24 protein-coding genes are annotated in these 21,829 nt (G+C 53.9%); 16 read left to right on the top strand and 8 right to left on the bottom strand.

Features of this window, described 5'->3' with window-relative positions; genetic code table 11:
- Positions 1-75 precede the first annotated feature (75 nt).
- Together hslO and hslR are read right to left on the bottom strand one after the other, a co-directional pair.
- A complete protein-coding gene (gene hslO, locus ABNT34_RS01175; RefSeq protein ID WP_348728032.1) occupies positions 76-927 on the bottom strand; it encodes an Hsp33 family molecular chaperone HslO in 852 nt (283 codons plus the stop codon).
- Positions 928-934: 7 nt separating this feature from the next.
- Positions 935-1,348 (bottom strand): ribosome-associated heat shock protein Hsp15, encoded by a 414-nt coding sequence (gene hslR / locus ABNT34_RS01170; RefSeq protein ID WP_348728030.1) that lies wholly within the window; start codon positions 1,346-1,348, stop codon positions 935-937.
- A 197-nt stretch (positions 1,349-1,545) separates the two neighbouring features.
- Here hslR and gspC point away from each other — a divergent pair, with 197 nt between their 5' ends.
- The 12 genes from gspC (at position 1,546) to ABNT34_RS01110 (ending at position 13,040) form a co-directional block, all read left to right on the top strand.
- Complete coding sequence (gene gspC, locus ABNT34_RS01165) at positions 1,546-2,478, top strand: type II secretion system protein GspC (protein WP_348728028.1); 933 nt, start codon at positions 1,546-1,548, stop codon at positions 2,476-2,478.
- A gap of 27 nt (positions 2,479-2,505) precedes the next feature.
- Positions 2,506-4,599: a type II secretion system secretin GspD gene (gene gspD, locus ABNT34_RS01160; RefSeq protein WP_348728026.1), complete on the top strand. Its 2,094-nt coding sequence runs from the start codon at positions 2,506-2,508 to the stop codon at positions 4,597-4,599.
- A complete protein-coding gene (gene gspE, locus ABNT34_RS01155; protein ID WP_348728024.1) occupies positions 4,600-6,102 on the top strand; it encodes a type II secretion system ATPase GspE in 1,503 nt (500 codons plus the stop codon). It begins immediately after the preceding gene.
- Positions 6,102-7,325: a type II secretion system inner membrane protein GspF gene (gspF, locus tag ABNT34_RS01150; protein ID WP_348728022.1), complete on the top strand. Its 1,224-nt coding sequence runs from the start codon at positions 6,102-6,104 to the stop codon at positions 7,323-7,325. The genes gspE and gspF overlap by 1 nt, the downstream gene beginning before the upstream one ends.
- 4 nt (positions 7,326-7,329) lie before the next feature.
- Positions 7,330-7,767 carry a type II secretion system major pseudopilin GspG gene (gene gspG, locus ABNT34_RS01145; protein ID WP_348728020.1) on the top strand — a complete coding sequence of 146 codons (438 nt, stop codon included), beginning with the start codon at positions 7,330-7,332 and terminating at the stop codon, positions 7,765-7,767.
- Complete coding sequence (gene gspH / locus ABNT34_RS01140; RefSeq protein ID WP_348728019.1) at positions 7,767-8,477, top strand: type II secretion system minor pseudopilin GspH; 711 nt, start codon at positions 7,767-7,769, stop codon at positions 8,475-8,477. Before gspG ends, gspH begins: the two co-directional genes overlap by 1 nt.
- Positions 8,461-8,835, top strand: a complete 375-nt coding sequence (gene gspI, locus ABNT34_RS01135) for a type II secretion system minor pseudopilin GspI (protein WP_348728017.1) — start codon at positions 8,461-8,463, stop codon at positions 8,833-8,835. The genes gspH and gspI overlap by 17 nt, the downstream gene beginning before the upstream one ends.
- On the top strand, positions 8,825-9,442 hold the full coding sequence (gene gspJ, locus ABNT34_RS01130; protein ID WP_348728015.1) for a type II secretion system minor pseudopilin GspJ: 618 nt from the start codon (positions 8,825-8,827) through the stop codon (positions 9,440-9,442). Before gspI ends, gspJ begins: the two co-directional genes overlap by 11 nt.
- On the top strand, positions 9,439-10,542 hold the full coding sequence (gspK, locus tag ABNT34_RS01125; RefSeq protein WP_348728013.1) for a type II secretion system minor pseudopilin GspK: 1,104 nt from the start codon (positions 9,439-9,441) through the stop codon (positions 10,540-10,542). Before gspJ ends, gspK begins: the two co-directional genes overlap by 4 nt.
- Positions 10,539-11,732, top strand: a complete 1,194-nt coding sequence (gene gspL, locus ABNT34_RS01120; RefSeq protein WP_348728012.1) for a type II secretion system protein GspL — start codon at positions 10,539-10,541, stop codon at positions 11,730-11,732. The genes gspK and gspL overlap by 4 nt, the downstream gene beginning before the upstream one ends.
- Entirely contained in the window at positions 11,729-12,190 is a 462-nt protein-coding gene (gspM, locus tag ABNT34_RS01115) for a type II secretion system protein GspM (RefSeq protein ID WP_348728011.1), read from the top strand. Before gspL ends, gspM begins: the two co-directional genes overlap by 4 nt.
- Positions 12,191-12,278: 88 nt before the next feature.
- A complete protein-coding gene (locus ABNT34_RS01110; protein ID WP_348728010.1) occupies positions 12,279-13,040 on the top strand; it encodes a type II secretion system protein N in 762 nt (253 codons plus the stop codon).
- 103 nt (positions 13,041-13,143) lie between these two features.
- Here ABNT34_RS01110 and ABNT34_RS01105 read toward each other — a convergent pair whose 3' ends face one another.
- Positions 13,144-13,590: a hypothetical protein gene (locus ABNT34_RS01105; RefSeq protein WP_348728009.1), complete on the bottom strand. Its 447-nt coding sequence runs from the start codon at positions 13,588-13,590 to the stop codon at positions 13,144-13,146.
- Between the two features lie 51 nt (positions 13,591-13,641).
- Complete coding sequence (yrfG, locus tag ABNT34_RS01100) at positions 13,642-14,340, bottom strand: GMP/IMP nucleotidase (RefSeq protein ID WP_348728008.1); 699 nt, start codon at positions 14,338-14,340, stop codon at positions 13,642-13,644.
- A gap of 70 nt (positions 14,341-14,410) precedes the next feature.
- Here yrfG and nudE point away from each other — a divergent pair, with 70 nt between their 5' ends.
- The gene (gene nudE, locus ABNT34_RS01095; protein WP_348728006.1) at positions 14,411-14,989 is read left to right on the top strand and encodes an ADP compounds hydrolase NudE; all 579 of its coding nucleotides are present in this window, start codon (positions 14,411-14,413) and stop codon (positions 14,987-14,989) included.
- Entirely contained in the window at positions 14,976-15,806 is an 831-nt protein-coding gene (cysQ, locus tag ABNT34_RS01090; RefSeq protein ID WP_348728004.1) for a 3'(2'),5'-bisphosphate nucleotidase CysQ, read from the top strand. Before nudE ends, cysQ begins: the two co-directional genes overlap by 14 nt.
- Here the strand turns inward: cysQ and ABNT34_RS01085 are convergent.
- The 3 genes from ABNT34_RS01085 to ABNT34_RS01075 all read right to left on the bottom strand — a co-directional run bounded on the left by ABNT34_RS01085 (position 15,766) and on the right by ABNT34_RS01075 (position 19,392).
- On the bottom strand, positions 15,766-18,063 hold the full coding sequence (locus tag ABNT34_RS01085) for an EAL domain-containing protein (protein WP_348728002.1): 2,298 nt from the start codon (positions 18,061-18,063) through the stop codon (positions 15,766-15,768). The genes cysQ and ABNT34_RS01085 overlap by 41 nt on opposite strands.
- Before the next feature lie 79 nt (positions 18,064-18,142).
- The gene (locus tag ABNT34_RS01080; protein WP_348728001.1) at positions 18,143-18,388 is read right to left on the bottom strand and encodes a YheU family protein; all 246 of its coding nucleotides are present in this window, start codon (positions 18,386-18,388) and stop codon (positions 18,143-18,145) included.
- The gene (locus ABNT34_RS01075; RefSeq protein WP_348727999.1) at positions 18,388-19,392 is read right to left on the bottom strand and encodes a hydrolase; all 1,005 of its coding nucleotides are present in this window, start codon (positions 19,390-19,392) and stop codon (positions 18,388-18,390) included. Before ABNT34_RS01075 ends, ABNT34_RS01080 begins: the two co-directional genes overlap by 1 nt.
- Before the next feature lie 50 nt (positions 19,393-19,442).
- Here ABNT34_RS01075 and ABNT34_RS01070 point away from each other — a divergent pair, with 50 nt between their 5' ends.
- Together ABNT34_RS01070 and ABNT34_RS01065 are read left to right on the top strand one after the other, a co-directional pair.
- The gene (locus ABNT34_RS01070) at positions 19,443-19,952 is read left to right on the top strand and encodes a hypothetical protein (protein ID WP_348727997.1); all 510 of its coding nucleotides are present in this window, start codon (positions 19,443-19,445) and stop codon (positions 19,950-19,952) included.
- Entirely contained in the window at positions 19,945-21,525 is a 1,581-nt protein-coding gene (locus ABNT34_RS01065) for a GMC family oxidoreductase (RefSeq protein ID WP_348727995.1), read from the top strand. The genes ABNT34_RS01070 and ABNT34_RS01065 overlap by 8 nt, the downstream gene beginning before the upstream one ends.
- A gap of 140 nt (positions 21,526-21,665) precedes the next feature.
- On the opposite strand, the gene ABNT34_RS01060 is transcribed toward ABNT34_RS01065, so the two are convergent.
- Positions 21,666-21,803 carry a DUF3149 domain-containing protein gene (locus ABNT34_RS01060; RefSeq protein WP_348727993.1) on the bottom strand — a complete coding sequence of 46 codons (138 nt, stop codon included), beginning with the start codon at positions 21,801-21,803 and terminating at the stop codon, positions 21,666-21,668.
- Between the last annotated feature and the right edge of the window lie 26 nt (positions 21,804-21,829).

Genomic DNA, 21,829 nt, shown 5'->3' with positions numbered 1-21,829 from the left:
AATGCAAGCGGGTGGAAGCTGAAACGGCAGGAAGGTACGAAACAGCAGCACGTCATTGTAACGTGCTGCTATCAATCAGAATTTTTGTTTCAGTTGCTGCAGATCTGCAGCGTCGAAATGATAAATGGTATTGCAGTACTCACAACTGATGTCCAGCTTGCCCTCAGCAATGTATTCGTCGATGACGTCAGCGCCCAGGCTGATAATGGCTGATTCTGATTTGTCGCGGGAGCAACCGCAGACAAATTGCACTGGCTGGGCTGGGAACAGTTCGACAATTTCCTGATGGAACAGCCGGTACAGGCTTTCTTCCGGCGCTAATGTCAGCAGTTCTTCGCGGGTCAGGGTGTCTGCCAGCAATTCAATATGGGCAAAATCTTCGCGCGATTTTTCCTGGTCAACTGGTAACACCTGCAGTAATAAACCCGCCGCCTGGCTTTGCTGCTCACCAATTTCGGTATGTAGATAGAGCCGCGTTGGCAGTTGTTCCGACTGATTAAAATAGGCTTCTAAGGTGGCGGTCAGGCTGTCGCTGACCAGCGGGATAATACCCTGATAACGTTCGCCCTGGTTTGGTGTAATAGTCACCAGCATATAACCCTGACCAATCAGTTCGGCGAAGCTGTCGCCCTGAATTTCACTTTGTAGCCGCGCTACACCGCGAAATTGCTGCTGGTCGTTGCCATTGACAGCAATAAAGCGCACCGGACCGTCGCCTTGCAGTTGCACCGCAATCTGGCCTTCGAATTTCAGCGTTGCCGTTAACAGACTGGTCGCAGCGACCAGCTCGGCCAGTAACTGCTTCACCGGTTGCGGATATTGATGGCCTGCCAGCATGGCATCCAGGCTGGCACCGACTTTGACCACTTCGCCGCGCACATCGCGTTCGCGGAATAAAAAACGTAGCAGCTGATCAGACTGGCTCATGGCTTCCTCAGTTTTGTGCTTTTAATAACAATAATTGCCGGCGCATTTTTTTGTCCGGCTTAGTTTCCGGATGCGGGGCAAACAACAGATTCAGTTTGCGCAGTTCAGCGCGTTCGGCGCGCAATTGCTGGCTTTCGGCAGTTTCTTCATAAAGCTGCTGCGCCAGCGGGGCGGCCTGACGTTGTTCACAAAGACCACGGACTATCACCGTTTTTTCGTCAGTCCCCTGCGTCAGGCGGATAGTGGCGCCGATTTCTACCGTTTTGCTGGCTTTGCAGCGCTGGCCATTATACTGAACTTTTCCGCCGTCTATCATGTCTTTAGCCAGACTGCGGGTTTTATAGAAACGGCAGGCCCATAACCATTTATCCAAACGTAATATAACTGTGGTATTGTCCTGATTTTGGCTGGGTTGAGTCATTCGTATGTTGCTCCGCTAATCGGCGCGAACATAGCATAATCAGGGCTTTTGCTCCAGTATGACGGGCTGTTCAGTCCGGCTTGTGACGGATATCAGATGTTTATCATCTGTAATTGCAAGGTAAATAACTTTGCTGGTCTTGTTGCTCCTGAGCCAACTGAGTAAGATAAAAACAGTTTAGATACAGAATCATTACAATGAATTGGCAACAAATTTCTGGCCTGGATTGGGCAGCACAGTGGCAGCAGTTTTACGCGAAACTGCCGGTAGCGCTGCTGAATCGTCTTTTTGCACTGATATTCCTGCTGTTACTGGCGTGGCTTGCTGCCCGCTTCAGTTGGTTGTTAATGCCTGCAGCGCCGGCCACAGCTGTCGTAGCACCGGTCGGGGTTGCAACCGCGCCGGCCAGTTCAGCACAAGACATCCAAAAACTGATCGATGCCCGTTTATTTGGCCAGTATCAGCCAAAATCCACCGAACCGGCGCCGGTCCAAACCGTGACCGATGCCCCACAAACCAGCCTGAATCTGAAACTGACCGGTGTGGTCGCGACTGCAAAAAAACCGGAACAGGGCACCGCTGTCATCGAAAATAGCGGCGTTGAACAGGTTTATGCCATCGACGAACAAATCGAAGGCACTGCTGCAGTGCTGAAACAGGTACTGGAAGACCGGGTTTTATTGCAGGTATCCGGCCGGATGGAAACACTGATGTTAGACGGCGTCGAGTACCAGAAACTCAGCGAAGCAAATGGCGCTCTGGATGAAACAGGTCTGGCAGAAGTGGCGCCAGCCCCTGAGTCTTATAGCCCGGCAGCAGAAGAAGTCGCCAGTATGCGGCGGGAAATGCTGAACGAACCTGCCAAGTTTTTTGATTATGTCCGTATTACGCCGCGTCACCGTAACGGCCAAATGTATGGTTATGCCTTGTTACCGGGCAAAGACGCTGAATTATTCGCCCGGATGGGGCTCAGGCCCAATGATGTGGCGATAGAGATTAACGGTGTGCGCCTGAATGATATGCAGCAGGCTTATGGCGTCATTAACGAATTACGCGAGGCGAGCCAAGCGTCGATTAAAATAGAACGTGACGGCGAGATCCGCGACATTCAGGTAAACCTGTCACAATAACAACCTGTACAGAATGGCATATTTTCAATGAAATCAACTATCTTTCGCCTTCCGTCTTTGAAGCTGCAACTGGGTGCCGGTGCCTTGGCGCTGCTGAGTTTTTTCAGTACTGCGGTTGAGTATCAGCCGAATTTTAAAGGCACTGAAATCACCGAATTTATTAATATCGTCGGTAAAAACCTGAACAAAACCATCATTGTCGACCCGCAGGTACGCGGTCGTATCAATGTGCGCTCTTATGAGATGCTGAACGAGCAGCAGTATTACCAGTTTTTCCTTAACGTGTTGGAAGTGTACGACTTTTCCATCGTTGAGATGAAAAGCGGCGTGCTGAAAGTGGTGCGGCAAAAAGACGCCAAAATGTCGAACATCCCGGTGGTGGGTGACAATAACAGCGGCATTGGCGATGAAATGGTGACCCGCGTCGTTCAGGTCAAAAACGTCTCGGTACGTGAACTGGCGCCATTACTGCGTCAGTTTACCGACCAGGCCGGTGGCGGCCATGTGGTGAACTACGACCCATCTAACGTCATCATGATGACTGGTCAGGCTGAAGTGGTGAACCGGCTGGTGGATATTATCCAGCGTGTCGACAAAGCTGGGAACCAGGATATTGAAATTATCCGCTTAAGTTTTGCTTCGGCTGCGGAAGTGGTGCGAATCTTAGAAAATATCTACAAAAAACAAGGACAAGGCGACCAGCCGGAATTCCTTATTCCGAAAATTGTCGCCGACGAGCGCACTAACAGCGTGATAGTTTCCGGCGAATTGCAGGCGCGTCAGCGCGTCGCTGATATCGTCAAACGACTGGATGCGGAACAGGAAAGCCAGGGCAATACCCGGGTTTATTACCTGAAGTACGCCAAAGCGGAAGATTTGGTCAAAGTGCTGCAGGGCGTTTCCAACTCGATGGTGGCGGCAGCCAATTCAGCCCAGACCCAGCAAGCGGCGCAAGGCGGTGGCGGCAGCCGCGGCAGCAACCGCGAAGTCAGTATTGAAGCCCACACTGAAAGTAATTCGGTGATTGTCACGGCGCAGCCGGATATGCTGCGCAACTTAGAAGAAGTGATCCGCCAGGTCGATATCCGCCGTGCTCAGGTGTTAGTCGAAGCCATTATCGTGGAAGTCGGTGAAACTGCCGGCATTAACCTCGGGGTGCAGTTGATTTCGGCTGAAGGCGGTATGACGCAGTTTACCAACTCGGGATTACCGGTTTCGACGGTAGCTGCGGGCGCAGCTGCAGTCGGAAGAACTCAAAAGGGTACAACCACCACAACGGTCACACCGACTGGCACGACGACAGTAACTACACCAGATCAAGAGCCGGATTACACCAATATTGCCCAAGCGCTGGCGGGGGTAAACGGTGCATTACTCGGTGTGGTGAAAGACGACTGGGGCGCCATTATCCAGGCTGTCAAAGCCGATACTGACTCGAACATTCTGGCCACGCCACATATCACCACGTTGGATAACCAGGAATCGTTTTTTATCGTCGGTGAAGAAGTCCCGGTTGAAACGACCACCAGCCCGGGTCAAAACGGTAACAGCCCTTTTACCACCAAAGATCGTAAAGAGATTGGTATCAAACTCAAAGTCACGCCGCAAATCAATGAAGGTACCGCAGTCCGGCTGACCATTGAGCAGGAAGTCTCCAGCCGCGCCGGCGCTATTGACGGAGACCTGATCATCGCCAAACGCGAAATCAAAACCACAGTGATGGCCGACGATGGCGCGACCGTGGTGTTAGGTGGCCTGATTGACGAAGACGTGCAACAAAGTGAATCCAAAGTGCCGCTGCTGGGTGATATTCCGGTACTGGGGCATTTATTCCGCTCCACCAGCACCAGCAAGAAAAAACGTAACCTGATGGTGTTTATCAAACCGACCATTATGCGTGACGGCGGCGTGATGAACGAAGTCAGCCAGCGTAAATACAACTACATGCGCGCGCAGCAGCTACAGAAGCAAGACAATGGCGTGTCGCTGATGCCGGAAACTACCACGCCGGAGATGCCGGTCTGGGGCAAGGAAAAAGCCTTACCGCCGGAAATTCAGCAGCGGCTGGAGCAAATGGACAAAGGCGAGCTGACCCCGGCCAAAGCTGAGGGCAACCAATAAATGGCGGCGGTTGACCTGCCTGAAGGCAGCATCAAAGTCCGTTTACCCTTTGGTTTTGCCAAAAGGCATAAAGTCTTGCTGCAACAGGACGCGGCCGGCTTGTGGCAATTGCTGATCGCACCGGAAACTGCGCCGACAGCCTTGCTCGAGATCCGCCGTTTGCTGAACCAGCCGTTTTCTATTCAGCGTATGAGCGCAGTCGAATTTGAAGCCATGCTGGAAGCGGCCTATCAGCGCGATTCCAGCGAAGCACAGCAGATCATGGAAGACATCGGTAACGAAGTGAATCTGGCATCTTTGGCTGATGAAATTCCGGAAACCGAAGACTTACTGGAAAACGAAGACGACGCGCCGATCATTAAGCTCATCAATGCGATGCTCGGCGAAGCCATTAAACTCGGCGCATCGGATATCCACGTCGAAACTTTTGAAAAAGCCTTAGTGGTGCGCTTTCGTATCGACGGTGTGCTGCGCGAAATGCTGCGGCCAAACCGCAAGCTGTCGAGCCTGCTGGTGTCGCGGATTAAGGTCATGGCCAAACTCGACATCGCGGAAAAACGCGTGCCGCAGGATGGCCGCATCAGTTTGCGCATTGCCGGCCGCGCGGTCGACGTGCGGGTGTCGACGATGCCGTCAAGCCACGGCGAACGCGTGGTATTGCGTTTACTCGACAAAAACAACTCACATTTGAATCTGGCTGATTTGGGTATGACCTTGTCGGTGCAGCAGGCTTTTGCTGAGCTGATTTTAAAACCACACGGCATCATTCTGGTGACAGGCCCAACCGGTTCCGGTAAATCGACCACGCTGTATGCCGGCCTCACTGATATCAATACTAAAGACCGCAATATTCTGACGGTGGAAGACCCGATTGAATACGAGCTGGAAGGCATAGGCCAGACTCAGGTCAACACCAAAGTGAATATGACCTTTGCCCGCGGCCTGCGCGCCATTCTGCGCCAGGACCCGGACGTGGTGATGGTTGGTGAAATCCGGGATCTGGAAACCGCACAAATTGCGGTGCAGGCCAGTTTGACCGGTCACCTGGTATTGTCGACGCTGCACACCAACACCGCTTCCGGCGCTATCACCCGGCTGGAAGATATGGGCATCGAACCTTTCCTGTTATCGAGCAGTTTGCTCGGTGTACTGGCGCAGCGCCTGGTGCGCACGTTATGCCCGCACTGCAAACAAAGCCACGAACCGGACAAAGAAGAACGGGCACTGCTCGGCGTGAAAAAAGCCGAAGCCGCCACGATTTTCCGCGCCGTTGGTTGCGAACAGTGTAACCAGACCGGCTATCGCGGCCGTACCGGTATTCATGAATTAATTGTCGTCGACGAGCATTGCCGTGAACTCATTCACAATGGCAAAGGTGAGCAGTCGATTGAAAAATACATCCGCAGTCAAAGCCCCAGTATCCGCCAGGACGGTTTTTCCAAAGTGCTGGCCGGCATCACCACGCTGGAAGAAGTGCTGCGCGTGACGCGTGAGGATGCATAGTGGCGGCCTTTGAATATCAGGCGCTGGATGCGCGCGGTAAATCGTCCAAAGGTGTGCTGGAAGCCGACAACGCCCGCCATGCCCGGCAGCTGCTGCGCGAGCGTAAGCTGACGCCGGTTAGTATTGAGCTGGCGTCGCAGCAGGAAAAAATTATCGCCAGTGGCCGCAACTGGTTTCAAAGCGGTATCAGTGCCGCCGATTTGGCGCTGATCACGCGGCAAATCGCCACCTTGGTGGAAGCAGCACTGCCGATTGAAAACGCCTTGCTGGCGGTGGCCGAGCAATGCGAAAAGCCGCGGCTGCGCAATATGATGATGGGTGTGCGCTCCAAAGTAGTGGAAGGTTATAGCCTGGCTGAAGGCCTGGCCGAATTTCCGCATGTGTTTGACCATTTGTTCCGCTCTATGGTGGCGGCCGGCGAGAAATCCGGGCATCTCGATGCCGTGTTAAACCGGCTGGCTGATTACACCGAGCAGCGCCAGCATATGCGCAGTCAGCTGATGCAGGCGATGTTATACCCGGCCATTCTGACCTTCTTTGCCGTGATGGTGATTAGCATTCTGCTGGCGTTAGTAGTGCCGAAAATTGTCGAGCAGTTTGACCATATGGGCCAGTCGCTGCCGGGGTCGACCTTGTTTTTGATCGCCGCCAGTGAGTTTATCCGCAGTTATGGTGTCTATCTGGTACTACTGATTATGCTGGCGGTGACTGCGCTGAAACGGGCATTGCGCAAGCCAGCGCTGAAACTGAAGTATGACCGTAGCATCTTGCGTGTGGGGCTTATCGGCAAAGTAGCGCGAGGTCTGAACACAGCCCGCTTTGCCCGCACTTTAAGTATTCTGAATGCCAGTGCCGTGCCTTTGTTAGAGGCGATGCGCATCAGTGCCGACGTGCTGGACAACAGCTATATGAAACAAATGATTGGCGAAGCGACCGGTCGGGTGCGCGAAGGTTCTTCGCTGCGCGCGGCACTGGATCAGACCAAATTATTTCCGCCGATGATGCTGCATATGATTGCCAGCGGTGAAAAAAGCGGTCAGCTCGATGGCATGCTGGAACGCGCGGCCAATAGTCAGGACAAAGAATTTGAAACCCTGGTCACTGTCTCGCTCAAAGTGTTTGAGCCGGCGCTGGTCGCGGTGATGGCCGGTATGGTGCTGTTTATCGTGATGGCGATATTGCAGCCGATTCTGGCACTGAACAATTTAGTAGGAGGAGGTTAATACAATGCAACGTTCACGTGGTTTTACCCTGTTAGAAGTGATGGTAGTTATCGTTATTCTCGGCATCATTGCCAGTATGGTGGTACCTAACCTGATGGGCAATAAAGAGCAGGCCGACAAGCAAAAAGTGGTGGTGGACATTCAGCAGCTGGAAAATGCGCTGGATCTATACAAAATGCAAAACGGTTTTTACCCAACCACAGAACAAGGTTTACAGGCGTTAACCACCCAGCCAACCTCTGAACCAATGCCACGCAGCTACCCGGAAGGTGGTTACATCAAACGCCTGCCCAAAGATCCGTGGAATGGCGAGTATCAGCTGGCAAGCCCGGGTGAGATGGGCAAAATTGATATTTTCTCGCCAGGCCCGGACCGCTCGGCCGGCACTGAAGATGATATCGGTAACTGGAACTTAGATGGTGGCGAAGAGCCACAAAACTGATGATTCCACGCCGCGCCGGAGGTTTTACCCTGATTGAAGTGCTGCTGGTGATCCTGCTCATCGGATTGCTGGCCGCCACTGTGGTGTATTCCTTCAGCGGCGAAAGCCGGCAGCAGCGGCTGGAAAAAGAAACCGAAAAATTACAGGCGCGGGTGCAGCTGGCAGCCGAACTGGCGATGCTGAAAAACGTCGAGCTGGGGCTTTATATCGATGACAAAGGCTACCGCTTTATGCTGTTTGAACAGGATAAATGGCGCAGTATCCGCGAACCGAAAGCCTTGGCCCCTTATGAATTTAAGCCGGGTTTCAGCGCGAAAATTGAACTGGAAGGCCTGGAATGGGCCGAGCAGAATCTGCTGAGCCGTGCCGAGTTTGAGCCGGAAGATGATGGTTTGTCCGAAGCCAATAGTTTTGATGAACTGGCGGTAGAAAAGCAGCTGGAAGCAGAACAAAAACAACAAGCCGAAGCGGATAAAGAGCGGGCAGACGGTAAAGTGAAAAAACCAGTGAAACGGCAAACCGGGATTCAGACCACGCCGCCGCAGAAAAAAGACCCGCGTTATCCGACGGTGTTTATTTTATCCAGCGGCGAAATCAGCCCGTTTTTACTGGAACTAAAAGAAGACAGTGAAAGGCCGGTGCTGACCCAAAGCCTCAAAGCAGTATTCAGTATTCCACTGGAACGGGGGCAGCTTGAACAGGCGCGCTAACGGCTTCACGCTGATTGAACTGATGATCGCGATGGCGGTATTTGCTATCGCCGGTGTGGCGGTGATGCGCGCCACCACCGAACATATCCGTGCTATGGGCATTATCGAAGAGATGACGATGGCCGGTTATGTTGCTGAGAATCAACTGCAGCTGGCGCGTTTAGATACACGCTGGCCACCGCAGCCGGCCGAAGGTGAAACCGAGATGGCGAAAAATCGCTGGAAATGGGTGCTGGAAGTGCTGGAAACCGAAGATGCCGAGTTTCGCATGCTGAAAGTGACAGTGCGGCCGGTGGAAGAGCCGGAACGCGTGGTCAGCACCTTACAGACCTTTATCGGACGGCAACGTGCTGAATAACCGCGGTTTCACTTTTATTGAGATGCTGCTGGCGGTAGCGATTTTTGCGTTGGTTGGGCTGGCGTCTGTGGCTGTGCTGGACAGTGTCACCCGCAGCGACGAAGCCTCCAGAGCCGCGACTTTACGCTTACAACAATTGCAGCGCGCCATGATGGTGATTGAACGTGACTTCTGGCAAATCAGTGCCAGACAAATCCGCGTTAATGGTGAAGCGCCAGTGGCACAAACCTTAGCCGGTGCCGTCAACTGGATTGAAAGCGATGACGATGGTATCACTTTCAGCCATGCCGGTTGGACCAATCCGGGTATGGTGCTGGCGCGCAGTGAAGTGCAGCTGGTCGGTTACCGGCTGAAAGAGCGTCAGTTGCAACGGTTGTATTATTTGTACCCGGATGCAGTGACCGGTACCGAACCGAATATTCAGCCGCTGCTGGAAGACATCGATGAGCTGAAATTCCGTTATCTGGTCAAAGAAGATGGTCAGGAACAATGGAAAGAATTCTGGGACCAGGCTAACTGGCCACTGGCGGTGAAAATGACGCTGAAATCGCCACAACTCGGTGTGATTGAGCGGGTATTTGGCTTGCCGCCGCAGGGGGCCCGATGAATAACCGGCTGCCATTGCGGCAACAAGGTGTCGCGCTGATCGCCGTGATGATGGTGGTGGCTTTTGTCGTGCTGATAGCGGTCAGTATGAGCGGGCGCCTGCAGCTGGAATTACAACGGCAGATTAATTTGCAGCAGCGTCAGCAGGCGATTTGGCTGGCGTTAGGCGCTGAGCAGTTCATTCAACGGTTACTGAAAAAGTCCGCCGCGGGCAAAGAAACCACCAACCTGAGTCAGGAGTGGGCGACGCAGGGTGCCGTGTTTCCGGTGGAACAGGCAACGATCAGCGGCACTGTCACCGATCTGCAGGCGTGTTTTAACCTGAACTCGTTATTGCCGGCCGGTAACAGCAATAACCCAGGCACTAACCCCGGTAACAACAGTGGTGACAACCCAAATAATAATCCGGGCCGGGATGGTAATGCGCCGAATAACAATAACAGCGGCGATAGCGCAAACAGAGCCAAACCAGGCCAGCAAACCCCGGCGCAACAGGCGTTTTTAAGGTTGCTGGAGCAAAATGCGGTGGATTTATCGCTGCCGCCGGATTATCTGGTCGCGCGGGTCACCGACTGGCTGGACCCGGACAGTACCTTACAAAGCGCCGGTGGTGCCGAAGAGAACGACTATGCCGCGCTGGAGATGCCGTATTACAGCGCCAATAGTCTGATGGTCAGCAAGTCCGAACTGCGGGTGATCCTCGATATGACGCCGGCGGATTATGCACTGGTCGCGCCACTGGTCTGTGTGATCCCACAGGTCAGCACGCTGCAGCTCAACGTCAATACGATGACCGAGCAACAGGCACCGGTGTTGGCTGCGTTGATCCCGGGCTTGAGCGAAGAGGACGCCAAAAGCGTGATCAGCGGCAGACCGGAAAAAGGCTACGACAGTGTCGATGATTTTTTCAGTAGCAACAGTTCGGTGTTCAGCCAAACGCCGACTGCTGAAGTAAAAGCATTATTTGCCGTGAAATCGGCATATTTTCAGGCAGAGATCAGCATCGATACTGCCGACAGTAATTTTAGTATGACCAGCCTGCTGAAACTGGATGATGAACAGGTGCAGGTGGTCGCGCGGCGCTTTGGAGGCCCAGGGTGAGTGAACAATTAATCATCAGACTTGGCAGTGTGCCGCAGCAGCCGTTGTGGTGGCTGATTTGGTCAGCAACGTCGGCCGAAGTGATAGCCTCAGGCCAGCTGGCGGATGCCAGTGAACTGACGGGGTTGGCTGAGCGCATTGGCGTCAACCGGCCATTAACAGCCTTGTTGCCGGCCTGTGATGTGGTACTGAAAGAAGTGGCATTACCCGGCAAACCGAACCGGCAAATGTTGCAGGCTTTGCCTTACATGTTGGAAGAGGAACAGGCCGAAGATATCGAACAGCTGCTGGTGTTACCGGCCCAGACTATTCAACGCGACAGCCAGTATCTGCAGCAAGTGGCGGTGCTCAGACGCAGTCTGCTCGAGCAATGGCTGGAGCTGTTACAACAAGCCGGTTTTGCGCCGCGCCGGTTATTGCCGGATGCGTTGTTATTACCGCTGCTGGAACAGCCGGTTGCCGTGCAGCTTGGCAGCCAATGGCTGCTGCGTCAGAGCGACTGGCAGGGCAGTTGTATTGACGACAGCTGGTGGCCGGACTATCTGCAGTTAGCAGCATTGCCAGAAATTTTGAGTTACAGCCCGTGGCCGGACAGCTGCAGCGCACAGCCGCATCAGCTGGCGCCGGCTGAATTGCCGCTGGCCTTGTTGGCACAACGCCTTGATACAGTGTCGTTTAATTTATTACAGGGCGCTTATGCGCCGAAAAAGGCCAGCAATAAACATTGGGCGCAGTGGCGCTTAAGCGGCAGTCTGGCAGCGGCTTGTGCAGTGTTGTATTTAAGCCTGGTCGGTGTCGAAGCCTGGCAGTTCAGCCGCGAAGCGAACACAGCCCGGACTGAGGCCAGTGCCTTGTATAAACAGCAGTTCCCGCAGGAACGCATCGTCAATCTGAAACGCCAGGTTGAACGCAAACTGGCGGCCAGCGGTGCACAGGGCCAAAACAGTCTGCTGGCGATGCTCGGTGGCATGACACCAGCCTTAGGCGGGGCCGAACCAGTGGTGCTGAATAACCTGAAATTTGACAGTAAAAAATCTGAATTGAAGTTGCTGGCCACTGCCGCCAGTTTTCAGCGTTTTGAAGCGTTAAAAGCCCAGTTACAGCAGCAGGGTTATCAGGTTGATCAGGGCGCGCTCAGTCAGATTGACGGCAAAGTGCAGGGTACGCTGACGCTGCGGAGTAAATCATGAAAGCAGTTTTGTTATGGTGGAATGGTCTGCAGCGCCGTGAGCAGCAATTATTAAGCGTGCTTGGTGTGGTGGGCGGTATCGGTTTGTTTTATGCGCTGGTGTGGTTACCGCTGCATCAGGCGCGCGACAGCCAGGCGCTGGCAGCGAAGACCGCGGCCGAGCAGCTGGTCTGGCTGAAAGGTAAAATGCCGCAGCTGGCCGCTGCGCCGGCAAGTGCTGGCGGCGGCAGTCTCAGCGACAAAGTGTCGCAAAGCAGCCAGCAATTTCAGATTAAAGTCAGCCGGATGCAGCCAAAAGATGAACAGCTCGACCTGATGCTGGATGATGTGCCCTTTGAGCAGTTGTTACGTTGGTTGCAGTTACTGCAAGGGGAACATGGCGTGCGACTGGTGCAGCTGGAAGTGACGGACACCGACATGCCGGGCGTGGTCCGGGTGCGGCGCCTTGTTCTGGAATAACGACTGGAATAGTGACAGGAATATCTGCTGAAATAAGGCCAACGGCCAGCTGAGCGCCCAGGGCGGTCACAGCAATTGAGAGAGATTGATGAAGAAGTTCGGATTTATTGTCACTGGTCTGTTGGCTTATGTGATTTTTATGGCGGTGCTGACGCCGGCCTCGGTCTGGCTGAAGTTAGTGCCAATGCCGCCTGAAGTGCAGCTGGGTAAAGTGCAGGGTACTTTGTGGCAAGGCCAGATGGATGTGGTGTCGCGGCCACCGGTTTATCTGACCAACCTGCGCTGGCAGCTGGAGCTCTCGTCATTGTGGCGCGGCCAGCTCGGTGTGCGGCTGCAGGCCGGTGATGTCAAAGATGACAGTCAACCCTATCTGAACCTGACAGGACAGGTCAGCCCGCGCAGCTATGCACTGCAGCAGGCAACGCTACGCTGGCCTGTGGCTGGTGTGATGCGCAATCTGCAATTGCCGATGCCGGTCGATGCCAGTGGCACCTTAGTGCTGAACATCAATAACTTTGCCAAAGGCGAGCCTTATTGTGCCGCCCTGGATGGCAGCGCCAGCTGGCAGCAAGCCAGGCTGAAATCACCGATAGGCTGGCTGGATTTACGCCAGATTGACGCCACGCTCAGCTGTGAACAAGGCAATCTGCGGCTGGTGACCAAACCGGATAATCCGCTGGCGCTGGCAGTGACGGCCGACGTAATGGCCGGCCGTTACCAGTTAGCCGGTACGTTAAAACCGGACGCCTCGATGCCGAAAGAAGTCCATGAAGCCATGCGTTTTGTGTCACAGCCGGATGCGCAAGGTCGTTACAACATTCAGTTCGGTGGCCAGATCCGTACGCAGTAACGCTAACGTTTCGGTGTTTACGAGCTCCGATAAAATAAAAGAACAGTGGGTTTTGACCTGCTGTTCTTGAATAGTCACAACCAATAGGCTAGTTCAGAGCTCTTCAGTTACCTATTTTATAGTTAAAGATTTTACTCTCCTGACCTGAATAGCTTTCAGGCAGAACACAAGCAATTGAATAACTTGCGTCGGCATAGTTCACGACGTTAGTAAAAGTAAGTGTGTAACCACCAACTGCAGTCGTCGTGGTACTTTGGTTTTGCAAGACTGATGAAGAACCGTCTGCCGCGTATGTATACAAAGAACAGCTTAGGCTCTTACTGGGATTAGCATCATAAACTCGGATAGCCACATTGTATACTGCACCTGTATTCGGCACATCACACCAATAAGACAAGGTCGTGGATGGATTTGGATTTGCCACGGAGCCGTCAGTCCGATACACCTTGTTGGGGGCATCACACCGATGTGCCGAATAAACGGTCGTATTTGCATTTGCATTACAAGATGTGGCCAAAGCGGCTAGTATTAATCCGGTGAATAACTTCATATTTAACTCTCCATTGTTAAATTATTAACATATCCGTGTAATGAAAAGTTGTCAATCCTGTTTTTCCTGCCGTTGACGGACACGGGGTGACGATTGAATAGCCGGTACCAAAGTGTGGTAGTTGCTGACAGAGTTGAATTCATCAATCTGCCGCACCGGTTGCTGGCTGTCTGGGTTGGCCACTGCCAATAAATGAGCGATACCAAACTGCTGCGCGGCGTGCAGAATCGGCAGGCTGTCGTCGACAAACAGCGTGCGTTTGGCATCAAACCCGAGCCGTGCCTGCAGCTGTTGCCACAAGGCCTGTTGTTCTTTGGTCACGCCAAATTCATGGGTCGAAATCAGTTCGTCAATATAAGCGGCGAGCGGTGTCAGTTCGACTTTCAGTGACAGGCTGTCCGGATGTGCATTGGTCACCAGCACGATGCGGCGGCCACTTTGCTGCAGCGCCTGCAGGAATGCCGGGGTGTCTTCGCGCATGGCGATTTTGTCGCTGATCTCGCGTTTAAGTGCGGTGATGGGCAAGTTCAGCCGGCGTGTCCAGTAGTCGAGGCAATACCATTCGATTTTGCCCTGCAGCACGGCGTATTCCGATCGCAAGGTGGCGCGCGCTTCGGCCTCATCGATGCCGGTTAATTCACTCCAGCGTTTAGGTAAATGCTCCAGCCAGAAGTGATTGTCAAAATGCAGGTCGAGCAAAGTGCCGTCCATATCCAGTAAAACAGTATCGATCGCCGACCAATCCAGCATAGGTTTTTCCATCTTTCCGATTTATAGTAGTGCAGGCAAAGTGATGTGCCATTGTAGCAGAGGCAGAGCTATGGCGGACAAACCGCATTCAAGGCAAAAACCGCGCATTCTGGCGCAGGAAATCGTGGCACAAAGCCGCCTGTTTAAGATTGAACAGGTGCAGTTGCAATTCAGCAATGGTGAAGAACGTTTATTTGAACGGATGCGCGGCACTGGTCGTGGTGCTGTGATGGTGGTGGCTTGCCCTGATCCACAACATTTTTACCTGATCCGTGAATATTGCGCCGGCACTGACGATTATCAGCTGGGGTTCCCGAAAGGGTTGATCGACCCCGGTGAAACTGCGCTGCAGGCGGCTGATCGCGAACTCAAAGAAGAAGCTGGTTTTGGCGCTACCTGGCTGCAGGAGCTGCGCAGTGTGGCACTCGCCCCCGGATATTTTAATGCTACAATGCAGATTGTGCTGGCTGGTGGCCTTTATGCCGAACGGCTGGAAGGCGACGAACCCGAGCCATTAGAACTGGTGCAATGGCGCTGGGACCAACTGGACGAATTGCTGGCACAGGCCGATTTTACTGAAGCTCGTAGCGTGGCCGCATTATTCCTGGCCCGCAAATATCTGGACAGCCACCCCGATGTTTTTAAGTAAACTGCTCGAACCGGTTAAAATCACGGCGCAACAAGCGGGTGAGCGCCTGTGGCAGATGTATCTCAGTGGCGAGGTTCAGGCGGAAATTAAGTCTGACAATAGCCCAGTGACCGCCGCCGACTACGCCGCCAATCAAATCATTATTGAGCAATTATCCGAACTGACACCGGACATCCCGGTGATTTCAGAAGAAAGTCATTTAGTGCCACTGGCGCAGCGTCAGCACTGGCCACGTTACTGGCTGATAGACCCGATGGACGGTACGCAGGAATTTGTTGCCCGCAGCGGTGATTTTGCCGTCAGCATTGCGTTGGTTGAGCACGGCTGGCCGGCGCTGGGCGTGATTTATTGGCCAAAAGAACAAATCTGGTATTACGCCACCCGCGGCCATGGCGCTTTTAAACAACAACGCCATCTGATTAATCACATCAAAGTACGGCAGCACCAAGAGGGCGACCCGCTGCGCATTGCAGTCAGTCGCCGCCAGCCGCAGCACCTGATCAGCGCCTTGTTGGCTCCGCAGCAACAGGCGGAATTTATTGCGCTTGGCAGTTGTTCACTGAAAAGTTGTCTGGTCGCCGAAGGCGGGGCGGATTGTTATATGCGGCTTGGCCCGACCGGCGAGTGGGACACCGGCGCCGTGCATATCATTGTCGAAGAAGCCGGTGGCCGTATTCTCGACAGCCAGTTTTTTCCACTGAGTTACAATCAGCGTGAAACCTTAGCCAATCCGGATTTTATGGTGATAGGCCAGTCTACGCTGGCCTGGCACGAACTTATCCAGCCACATCCGACTCCACGCCCGATAACCGACTGACCTCCGGCAGCAGCGGTTGCTGTTGCTCCAGCCGGGCGTGCCAGTGCTCTGCCGGTGCCGGCCGGCCAAACAAATACCCCTGCAGCAGCGGAAAACCGAGTTTTGCCAGAAACTTGCGCTGAATGTCATTTTCCACGCCTTCTGCCACTGTGGTCAGATTCAGTGCCCGGGCCAGCTGCAGCGTGGTATGCAGCACTTTGACCTGCTGACGGTGATGTGGAATGGCGGCGACAAAACGCCGGTCTATTTTCAGCGTATCTGCCGGCATATCCACTAACTGACTCAAGGACGCATGGCCGGTGCCAAAATCGTCGATGGCGATACTGAAGCCATATTGGCTGAGCGCGCGCAGCCGGGTGTGCAACGCCGGTTGCTGTGTAGCGAAATGGGTTTCAGTGATCTCCAGCTGTAGCCGTTTCGTCAGCCAGGGATAATGTGCACTTTGCGCCAGCAAATAGGCAAAAAAGCTGTCATCGAGTAGTTCCGGACCGGCCAGATTAATGGCGATGGGATAGGACCAGTGCCGCTCCTGCCACTGCGCCAGAATGTCGATGGCCAAATCCAGCACCAGCTGACTCAGTGCTTTCATACAGCCGTGCTGGGCGGCGAGGGCAATAAACAAATCCGGTGCAATCCACTGGCCCTGATGTTGCCAACGGCATAAAGCTTCAAAGGCTTTGATCTGACCTTCGCCATTGACCTTGGGTTGCAAGTGCAGTTCTAACTGGCGTTGGCGGATAGCGTCCTGCAATGCATTCGCCAGCGCATAGGTCTGTTGCAATTCAGCGGCCTGTTCCGGCGCGAATTGCACCATCGGCAGATTATTGTCAGCCTGCTCGAGCGCGATTTCGCATTGTTCGAGTAAGGTCGCAGCATCAGCGTGGCCTTCGCTCAGGCAATAACCCAGCTGGTAACGCAGCTGTACCTGCTGAGTACCGATGACCAAAGAGTCTGGCAATTGTTGATGAATTAATTCCGCTTGTTGCGCCGGTGTCAGCGGCTCGGGCTGGATCGGCAGCAACAGTGCAAATTTCACGCCGCGCAAACGGCCCAATAACGCATCCGAGCGCAGGGACTGACGCAGCTGACTGGCAAATTGCTGTAGCACCTGGCTGCCAAATTCGTAGCCAAATTGCTGATTCAGCGTTTTGATATGGCAGAGCCGGATAATGACACAGAAGCGCAGTGGCCAGCCCGGCTGGTCGTGCATCCGTTCGTCGGCCTGTTGGCGGAAAAATTCGGCTTTAGGCAGGCAAGTCAGCCGGTCATACAGTTGCCAGACGTGCTGATGCTGGTGTTGCTGGTCCAGCTGCTGTTTTAACTCGACCATCGCCGTCACATCCTGCAATTGCAACACATGATGCTGCTGACGGGTCCGCACCATATGTTTGAGCTGCAGGTGCCGCCCCGGCTGATTGCGGGCGATACAGGGTAAATCCTGCGCCAACCAGAAGGCATTATCGTTGCAGCCTTGTTCCGGCAGCAGCACCTGGCTCAGATAACAATGGCTGTCCACGTTGATACCCAGCCATTGGCAGGCCTTGGTATTGGCCTTGATGATCCGGCCATTGCCGGCACAGAGTAGCGTCGCTTCGCCATTGTTTTCAAACAGTTCTGCATAAAAATCATGGCTTTGCGACAGCTGTTTGTGCGCTTGCTGCAGACCGGCGCTATGGCGCTGAATAGTGCGGATAATCCGGGCCGACGCCAGCGGCAGGCAGAGGTTAAAAAACAGGAAAATCAGCCCGTGCAGGTAGGCGTGTGTTTGTGGCAGTGTGATGGAAAAATCGAATATGCGTGGTAACGGCTGGTTGTACAGCAAAAAAGCAAAAGGGATAAAGTTCAGCAGCATCAGGCCAACCATGACCCGCAGCGGAAAAAACATCAGTGCGATAGTCGGCAAGGCGTACAAAAATACAATGCCCAGCTTGGCCATTTCAAAGTCGGGGTTAAATAGCAGAATGGCCAACCCGGCACAGATCACCAGCAGCAAAAAACCGACGGCGCTGAAACTCAGCGATGCTTTGGAGCGGCGCAGCAGTAACAACAGCGCCAGGTAAAAACCCGAGGTGATGGCAATAATATGGTAAGCACCAATCTGCCAGGCTTGCCAGGAACTGTGTACACAAATGACCAGCACCAGCAACAAACCGGAAAGGACCATAATACGGAACACACTGAGCTGCCAGTTATCCGGGCTTGCCGTTGCCAGATCTGCTGGAGTCAGTTTGAGATATTGACGCAAGGCGCGCAGCACTACTTCAAATCCTTGCTAATGAATATTGTATCCTGAACAGGTACCATAACAAAGTTAGCGGGCTATCAGCAACAGATTGCTATTCTGTTGCCGGATCATTTTGTAATAACTGCTGATATTGGTGTTTGGTTAACAAATCAACGGATTCGTGCAGCTCTGAATACAGGATCAGCACCTGGCCTTGCTGGATTTGTTGCAGCACTGCGGCGGCTTTCTCTGCCAGGCTGACTTCTTCGTCACCATAATCTGTGCCTTCTCGCAGCACATAACTTTCAATCAGTCGTTGCAGTGTGTCAGCGTTTAATTGTTGCCATGGGATCAGCATCAAAGAGGTTCCTGTGTGTGAGAAAGATGATTCAGCCATGCTGGTACCACCTGATCCAGCCAGTACTGCGGCCGCCACGGTGTGCCACTGAGAAAACCGACGTGGCCGCCGTGTTGACACAGCTGTAATTGCACGGCCGCCGGCAGTTGTGCCGGAATTGCTGCAGGCGCTAGGAATGGGTCATCTTTGGCGTGGATCAGCAACAAAGGTTTTTGTACTCGTGGCAGGAAGTTTAAGCCACTGCAGCTGTGGTAATAATGTTCAGCATCGCGAAAGCCATGGAGTGGCGCGGTCAGCAGGTCGTCAAACTGGCGGATACTGCGGATTTTACCGATATCTTTCGGCGTCAGCGCTAACGGGAAATCGGCGTGCACGGCCAGTTTGCGCTGCATAGTGCCCTTGAGGCGACCGAGCAGATAACGCTGATAGATTTTGCTGAAACCCTGATTAATCCGGTCGCTGCTTGGCGCCAGCGCTAAGGGGGCACAGACCGCCACCGCACCGCTCAGCAGATTGTCAGCACCGGTTTCACCACAATATTTCACCAGCACATTGCCGCCGAGCGAAAAACCAACCGCTAATAAAGGCCGCTGCGGATAACGGCTGCGGCAAAGTTGTAAAAACAAGGCAAAGTCGGCGGTATCACCGGAATGATAAGCACGCGGCAATTTATTGGCGACGCCATGACAACCGCGAAAATGCATCAACACCACGCCATAACCCTGTTGGCGCAGACTATGAAACATGCCCCGCACATAGTGGCTATGAATATTGCCTTCCAGGCCATGCAATAACACTACTAAGGGTTTACTGCAGTCCTCGGCGTCCAGACTCCAGTTCAGTTGCAGCTCGTCTTTATCCGGCAGCTGCAGCATTTCTACCCGGGTGTGAAGCGGCCGGCGCGGTGCCAGATATTTCGCCAGAATAGTTTGCAGATGGGCGTTCCCCAGGCCTGATGCGGGCTTAAAAGCGGGTAATGGCGCAGACTGCGATGCGACTTGCAATTTTTAACTCCTGCTACAACAATGGTTTTTTAACTGTTCGGACCAGAATAATGCAAAGACGACAGTTTATCATGCTTGGCCTCGGCGCGGGTGTCGGCCTGAGTCTTGGCCTCACGCTTTATCCAGTGTTGCAGAGCAGCACGCAGCAACGCAGCGACGCCGCAACCTTAGTGCTGGATGCTTTGTTACCTGCGCTGTTACAAGGTGCCTTACCGGCAGAAGCTGCCGCTCAGCAGGCGGCGCTGCGGCGTAGCCGCGATGCCGTGCTGCAATTCCTGCCGTTTTTACCACGCCGGCAACAGGCCGAGTTACAGCAGCTGTTTTTGTTATTACAGCAACGGCTGGGCCAGCTGGCGTTGCTCGGGCATTGGCTCAGCCTGAATGAGATGCCGCTGCCAAGCCGGTTGCAACTGCTCAGCAGCTGGCGTGACAGTTATCTGGCAACGCTGCAGCAGGCCTATCATGGTCTGCGCGAATTATTGTACGGCGCTTATTATGGCCAGCCGCAACATTGGCCCGCGTTAAAGTACCAGCCGCTGGAGTTTAATCCTTATGTATGATCCGATCGCCGAAGGGCTGACCCGCGGCTGGCGGCATATTGATGCCAGTACGCTGACAACCGATCAGACATTTGACACCGACGTGGTGATCATCGGTACCGGCGCCGGCGGCGGTATTGCCGCAGAGTTGCTGACGCAGGCCGGCTTTAAAGTGCTGATGTTAGAACACGGCGCTTTGTATTCCAGCAGTGATTTCCGCCAGCAGGAACGTTGGGCCTACCCGCAGCTGTATCAGGATGGCGCCGGCCGCAAAACCAAAGATCAGGCCATCTCAATTTTGCAGGGCCGTACCGTCGGTGGCTCGACCACGGTGAACTGGACTACCTCAATCCGCACGCCAGCCAACACGCTGCAATACTGGGAAGACACCTTCGGGCTGGATTTTGCCAGCAGCGGCGCACTGGAGCCTTTTTTAGATTTAGCGACAGGCCGGCTGAATATCAGCGAATGGGCTTTGACGCCCAATCACAATAACGGCGCGCTGCAACGTGGCTGTCAGGCGCTTGGCTGGCAATACACTGTGATTCACCGTAACGTCAAAGGCTGTGCCAATACCGGTTATTGCGGCATGGGCTGCCCGCTGAATGCCAAACAGTCAATGCTGGTGACCACTATTCCGGTGGCGCTCGATGGCGGTGCCACGCTCATCAGTCGGGTGTCGGCACGGGAGCTGGTCTGGCGCGGCAATCAAATTCAGCAGCTGTGGGCGGTGCCGGTCGATGCACAGTTCCAAACCGACCCGCGGCTTAAAATCCGCATCCGCGCCCGCCACTATGTACTGGCGGGCGGTGCGATAAACAGCCCCGCCTTGTTATTGCGCTCAAAAGTGCCGGACCCATCCGGCCGGCTTGGCAAACACACTTACTTGCATCCCAGTGTGATCTCCGGCGCTTTGTTTGCGGAAGCCGTAAACGGCCATCAGGGTGCGCCGCAGTCGATCTATTCTGACCAGTTTGTCTGGGCTGACGCTGCGCAGGCTGGCTTTAAACTGGAAGTGCCACCGTTACATCCGGTGTTGATGGCCAGTAAATTGACCGGAATGGCCGAAGTGCACGCCGATCTGATGCGTCAGTTTAATCATCTGCAAGTGATGATTGCGTTGTTACGTGACGGTTTTCACCCGGACGCTCAGGGCGGTGCAGTACAGCTCGACAGCGACGGCGAGCCGCAGCTGGATTATCCGCTGACTGATTATTTATGGGATGGGGTGCGGCGGGCTTATCTGGCGATGGCCGAGTTGCAGTTTGCCGCGGGCGCAGCTGCGGTCTTGCCGGTGCATGACGACGCACAGCTGTATCGCAGCTGGTCCCAGGCTAAAACCGCGATTGCGGAACTGCCGCTGCAGCGGTATCGGGCAACCTTAGCCTCAGCTCATGTGATGGGCGGCTGTAATATGAGTGCCGACCCGGCGACTGGCGTCGTCGACAGTTTCGGTGCGCATCAGCAGCTGAAAAACCTGACGATTTGTGATGGCTCGATTTTGCCAAGTAGTCTGGGCGCAAATCCGCAATTAACGATTTATGCGCTGAGCTGGCGGATCAGTACTGAGCTGATAAAAAAACTGTCGGTGTGATTGCTCATACCGACAGCAACATTGGCAAAGAGTTCGGGCCAACAAAGCGCTTTGCATCAGTCCGGTTGGACAGGAGCTGGTGCGTCGCGCAGTCTTTACAAGTGACGAGAGAACACAGCAATCAGGCAATAATCAACCGGTTAGTCGTTCGGGCCGGCGTGGCTGATTTTGTAGATAAAGTACACCGCATAAAATGTGCAGAGTCCCAGCACAATCGCCAGACCAGTAAAAGAAATGAAGATGACCGGGTCATTCATAAATTCGTGCCACAGGTTCATGATGTTTGCCTCCATTGACTTGATGA

This window comes from Rheinheimera texasensis, from assembly GCF_964031785.1.
GTDB lineage: Bacteria > Pseudomonadota > Gammaproteobacteria > Enterobacterales > Alteromonadaceae > Pararheinheimera > Pararheinheimera texasensis_A.
The sequence above is the reverse complement of the archived record's forward strand: the minus strand, read 5'-3'. Positions and strand labels throughout refer to the sequence as shown.

Coding starts and splice junctions, on each gene's coding strand:
- ABNT34_RS01080 (WP_348728001.1), bottom strand. CDS start 18,388: ATGCTGATCCCATGGCAACAATTAAACGCTGACACACTGCAACGACTG.
- cysQ (WP_348728004.1), top strand. CDS start 14,976: ATGTTTTTAAGTAAACTGCTCGAACCGGTTAAAATCACGGCGCAACAA.
- gspC (WP_348728028.1), top strand. CDS start 1,546: ATGAATTGGCAACAAATTTCTGGCCTGGATTGGGCAGCACAGTGGCAG.
- hslR (WP_348728030.1), bottom strand. CDS start 1,348: ATGACTCAACCCAGCCAAAATCAGGACAATACCACAGTTATATTACGT.
- ABNT34_RS01105 (WP_348728009.1), bottom strand. CDS start 13,590: ATGAAGTTATTCACCGGATTAATACTAGCCGCTTTGGCCACATCTTGT.
- gspE (WP_348728024.1), top strand. CDS start 4,600: ATGGCGGCGGTTGACCTGCCTGAAGGCAGCATCAAAGTCCGTTTACCC.
- gspH (WP_348728019.1), top strand. CDS start 7,767: ATGATTCCACGCCGCGCCGGAGGTTTTACCCTGATTGAAGTGCTGCTG.
- ABNT34_RS01065 (WP_348727995.1), top strand. CDS start 19,945: ATGTATGATCCGATCGCCGAAGGGCTGACCCGCGGCTGGCGGCATATT.
- ABNT34_RS01110 (WP_348728010.1), top strand. CDS start 12,279: ATGAAGAAGTTCGGATTTATTGTCACTGGTCTGTTGGCTTATGTGATT.
- gspD (WP_348728026.1), top strand. CDS start 2,506: ATGAAATCAACTATCTTTCGCCTTCCGTCTTTGAAGCTGCAACTGGGT.
- hslO (WP_348728032.1), bottom strand. CDS start 927: ATGAGCCAGTCTGATCAGCTGCTACGTTTTTTATTCCGCGAACGCGAT.
- yrfG (WP_348728008.1), bottom strand. CDS start 14,340: ATGCTGGATTGGTCGGCGATCGATACTGTTTTACTGGATATGGACGGC.
- gspM (WP_348728011.1), top strand. CDS start 11,729: ATGAAAGCAGTTTTGTTATGGTGGAATGGTCTGCAGCGCCGTGAGCAG.
- nudE (WP_348728006.1), top strand. CDS start 14,411: ATGGCGGACAAACCGCATTCAAGGCAAAAACCGCGCATTCTGGCGCAG.
- ABNT34_RS01070 (WP_348727997.1), top strand. CDS start 19,443: ATGCAAAGACGACAGTTTATCATGCTTGGCCTCGGCGCGGGTGTCGGC.
- ABNT34_RS01060 (WP_348727993.1), bottom strand. CDS start 21,803: ATGAACCTGTGGCACGAATTTATGAATGACCCGGTCATCTTCATTTCT.
- gspK (WP_348728013.1), top strand. CDS start 9,439: ATGAATAACCGGCTGCCATTGCGGCAACAAGGTGTCGCGCTGATCGCC.
- gspG (WP_348728020.1), top strand. CDS start 7,330: ATGCAACGTTCACGTGGTTTTACCCTGTTAGAAGTGATGGTAGTTATC.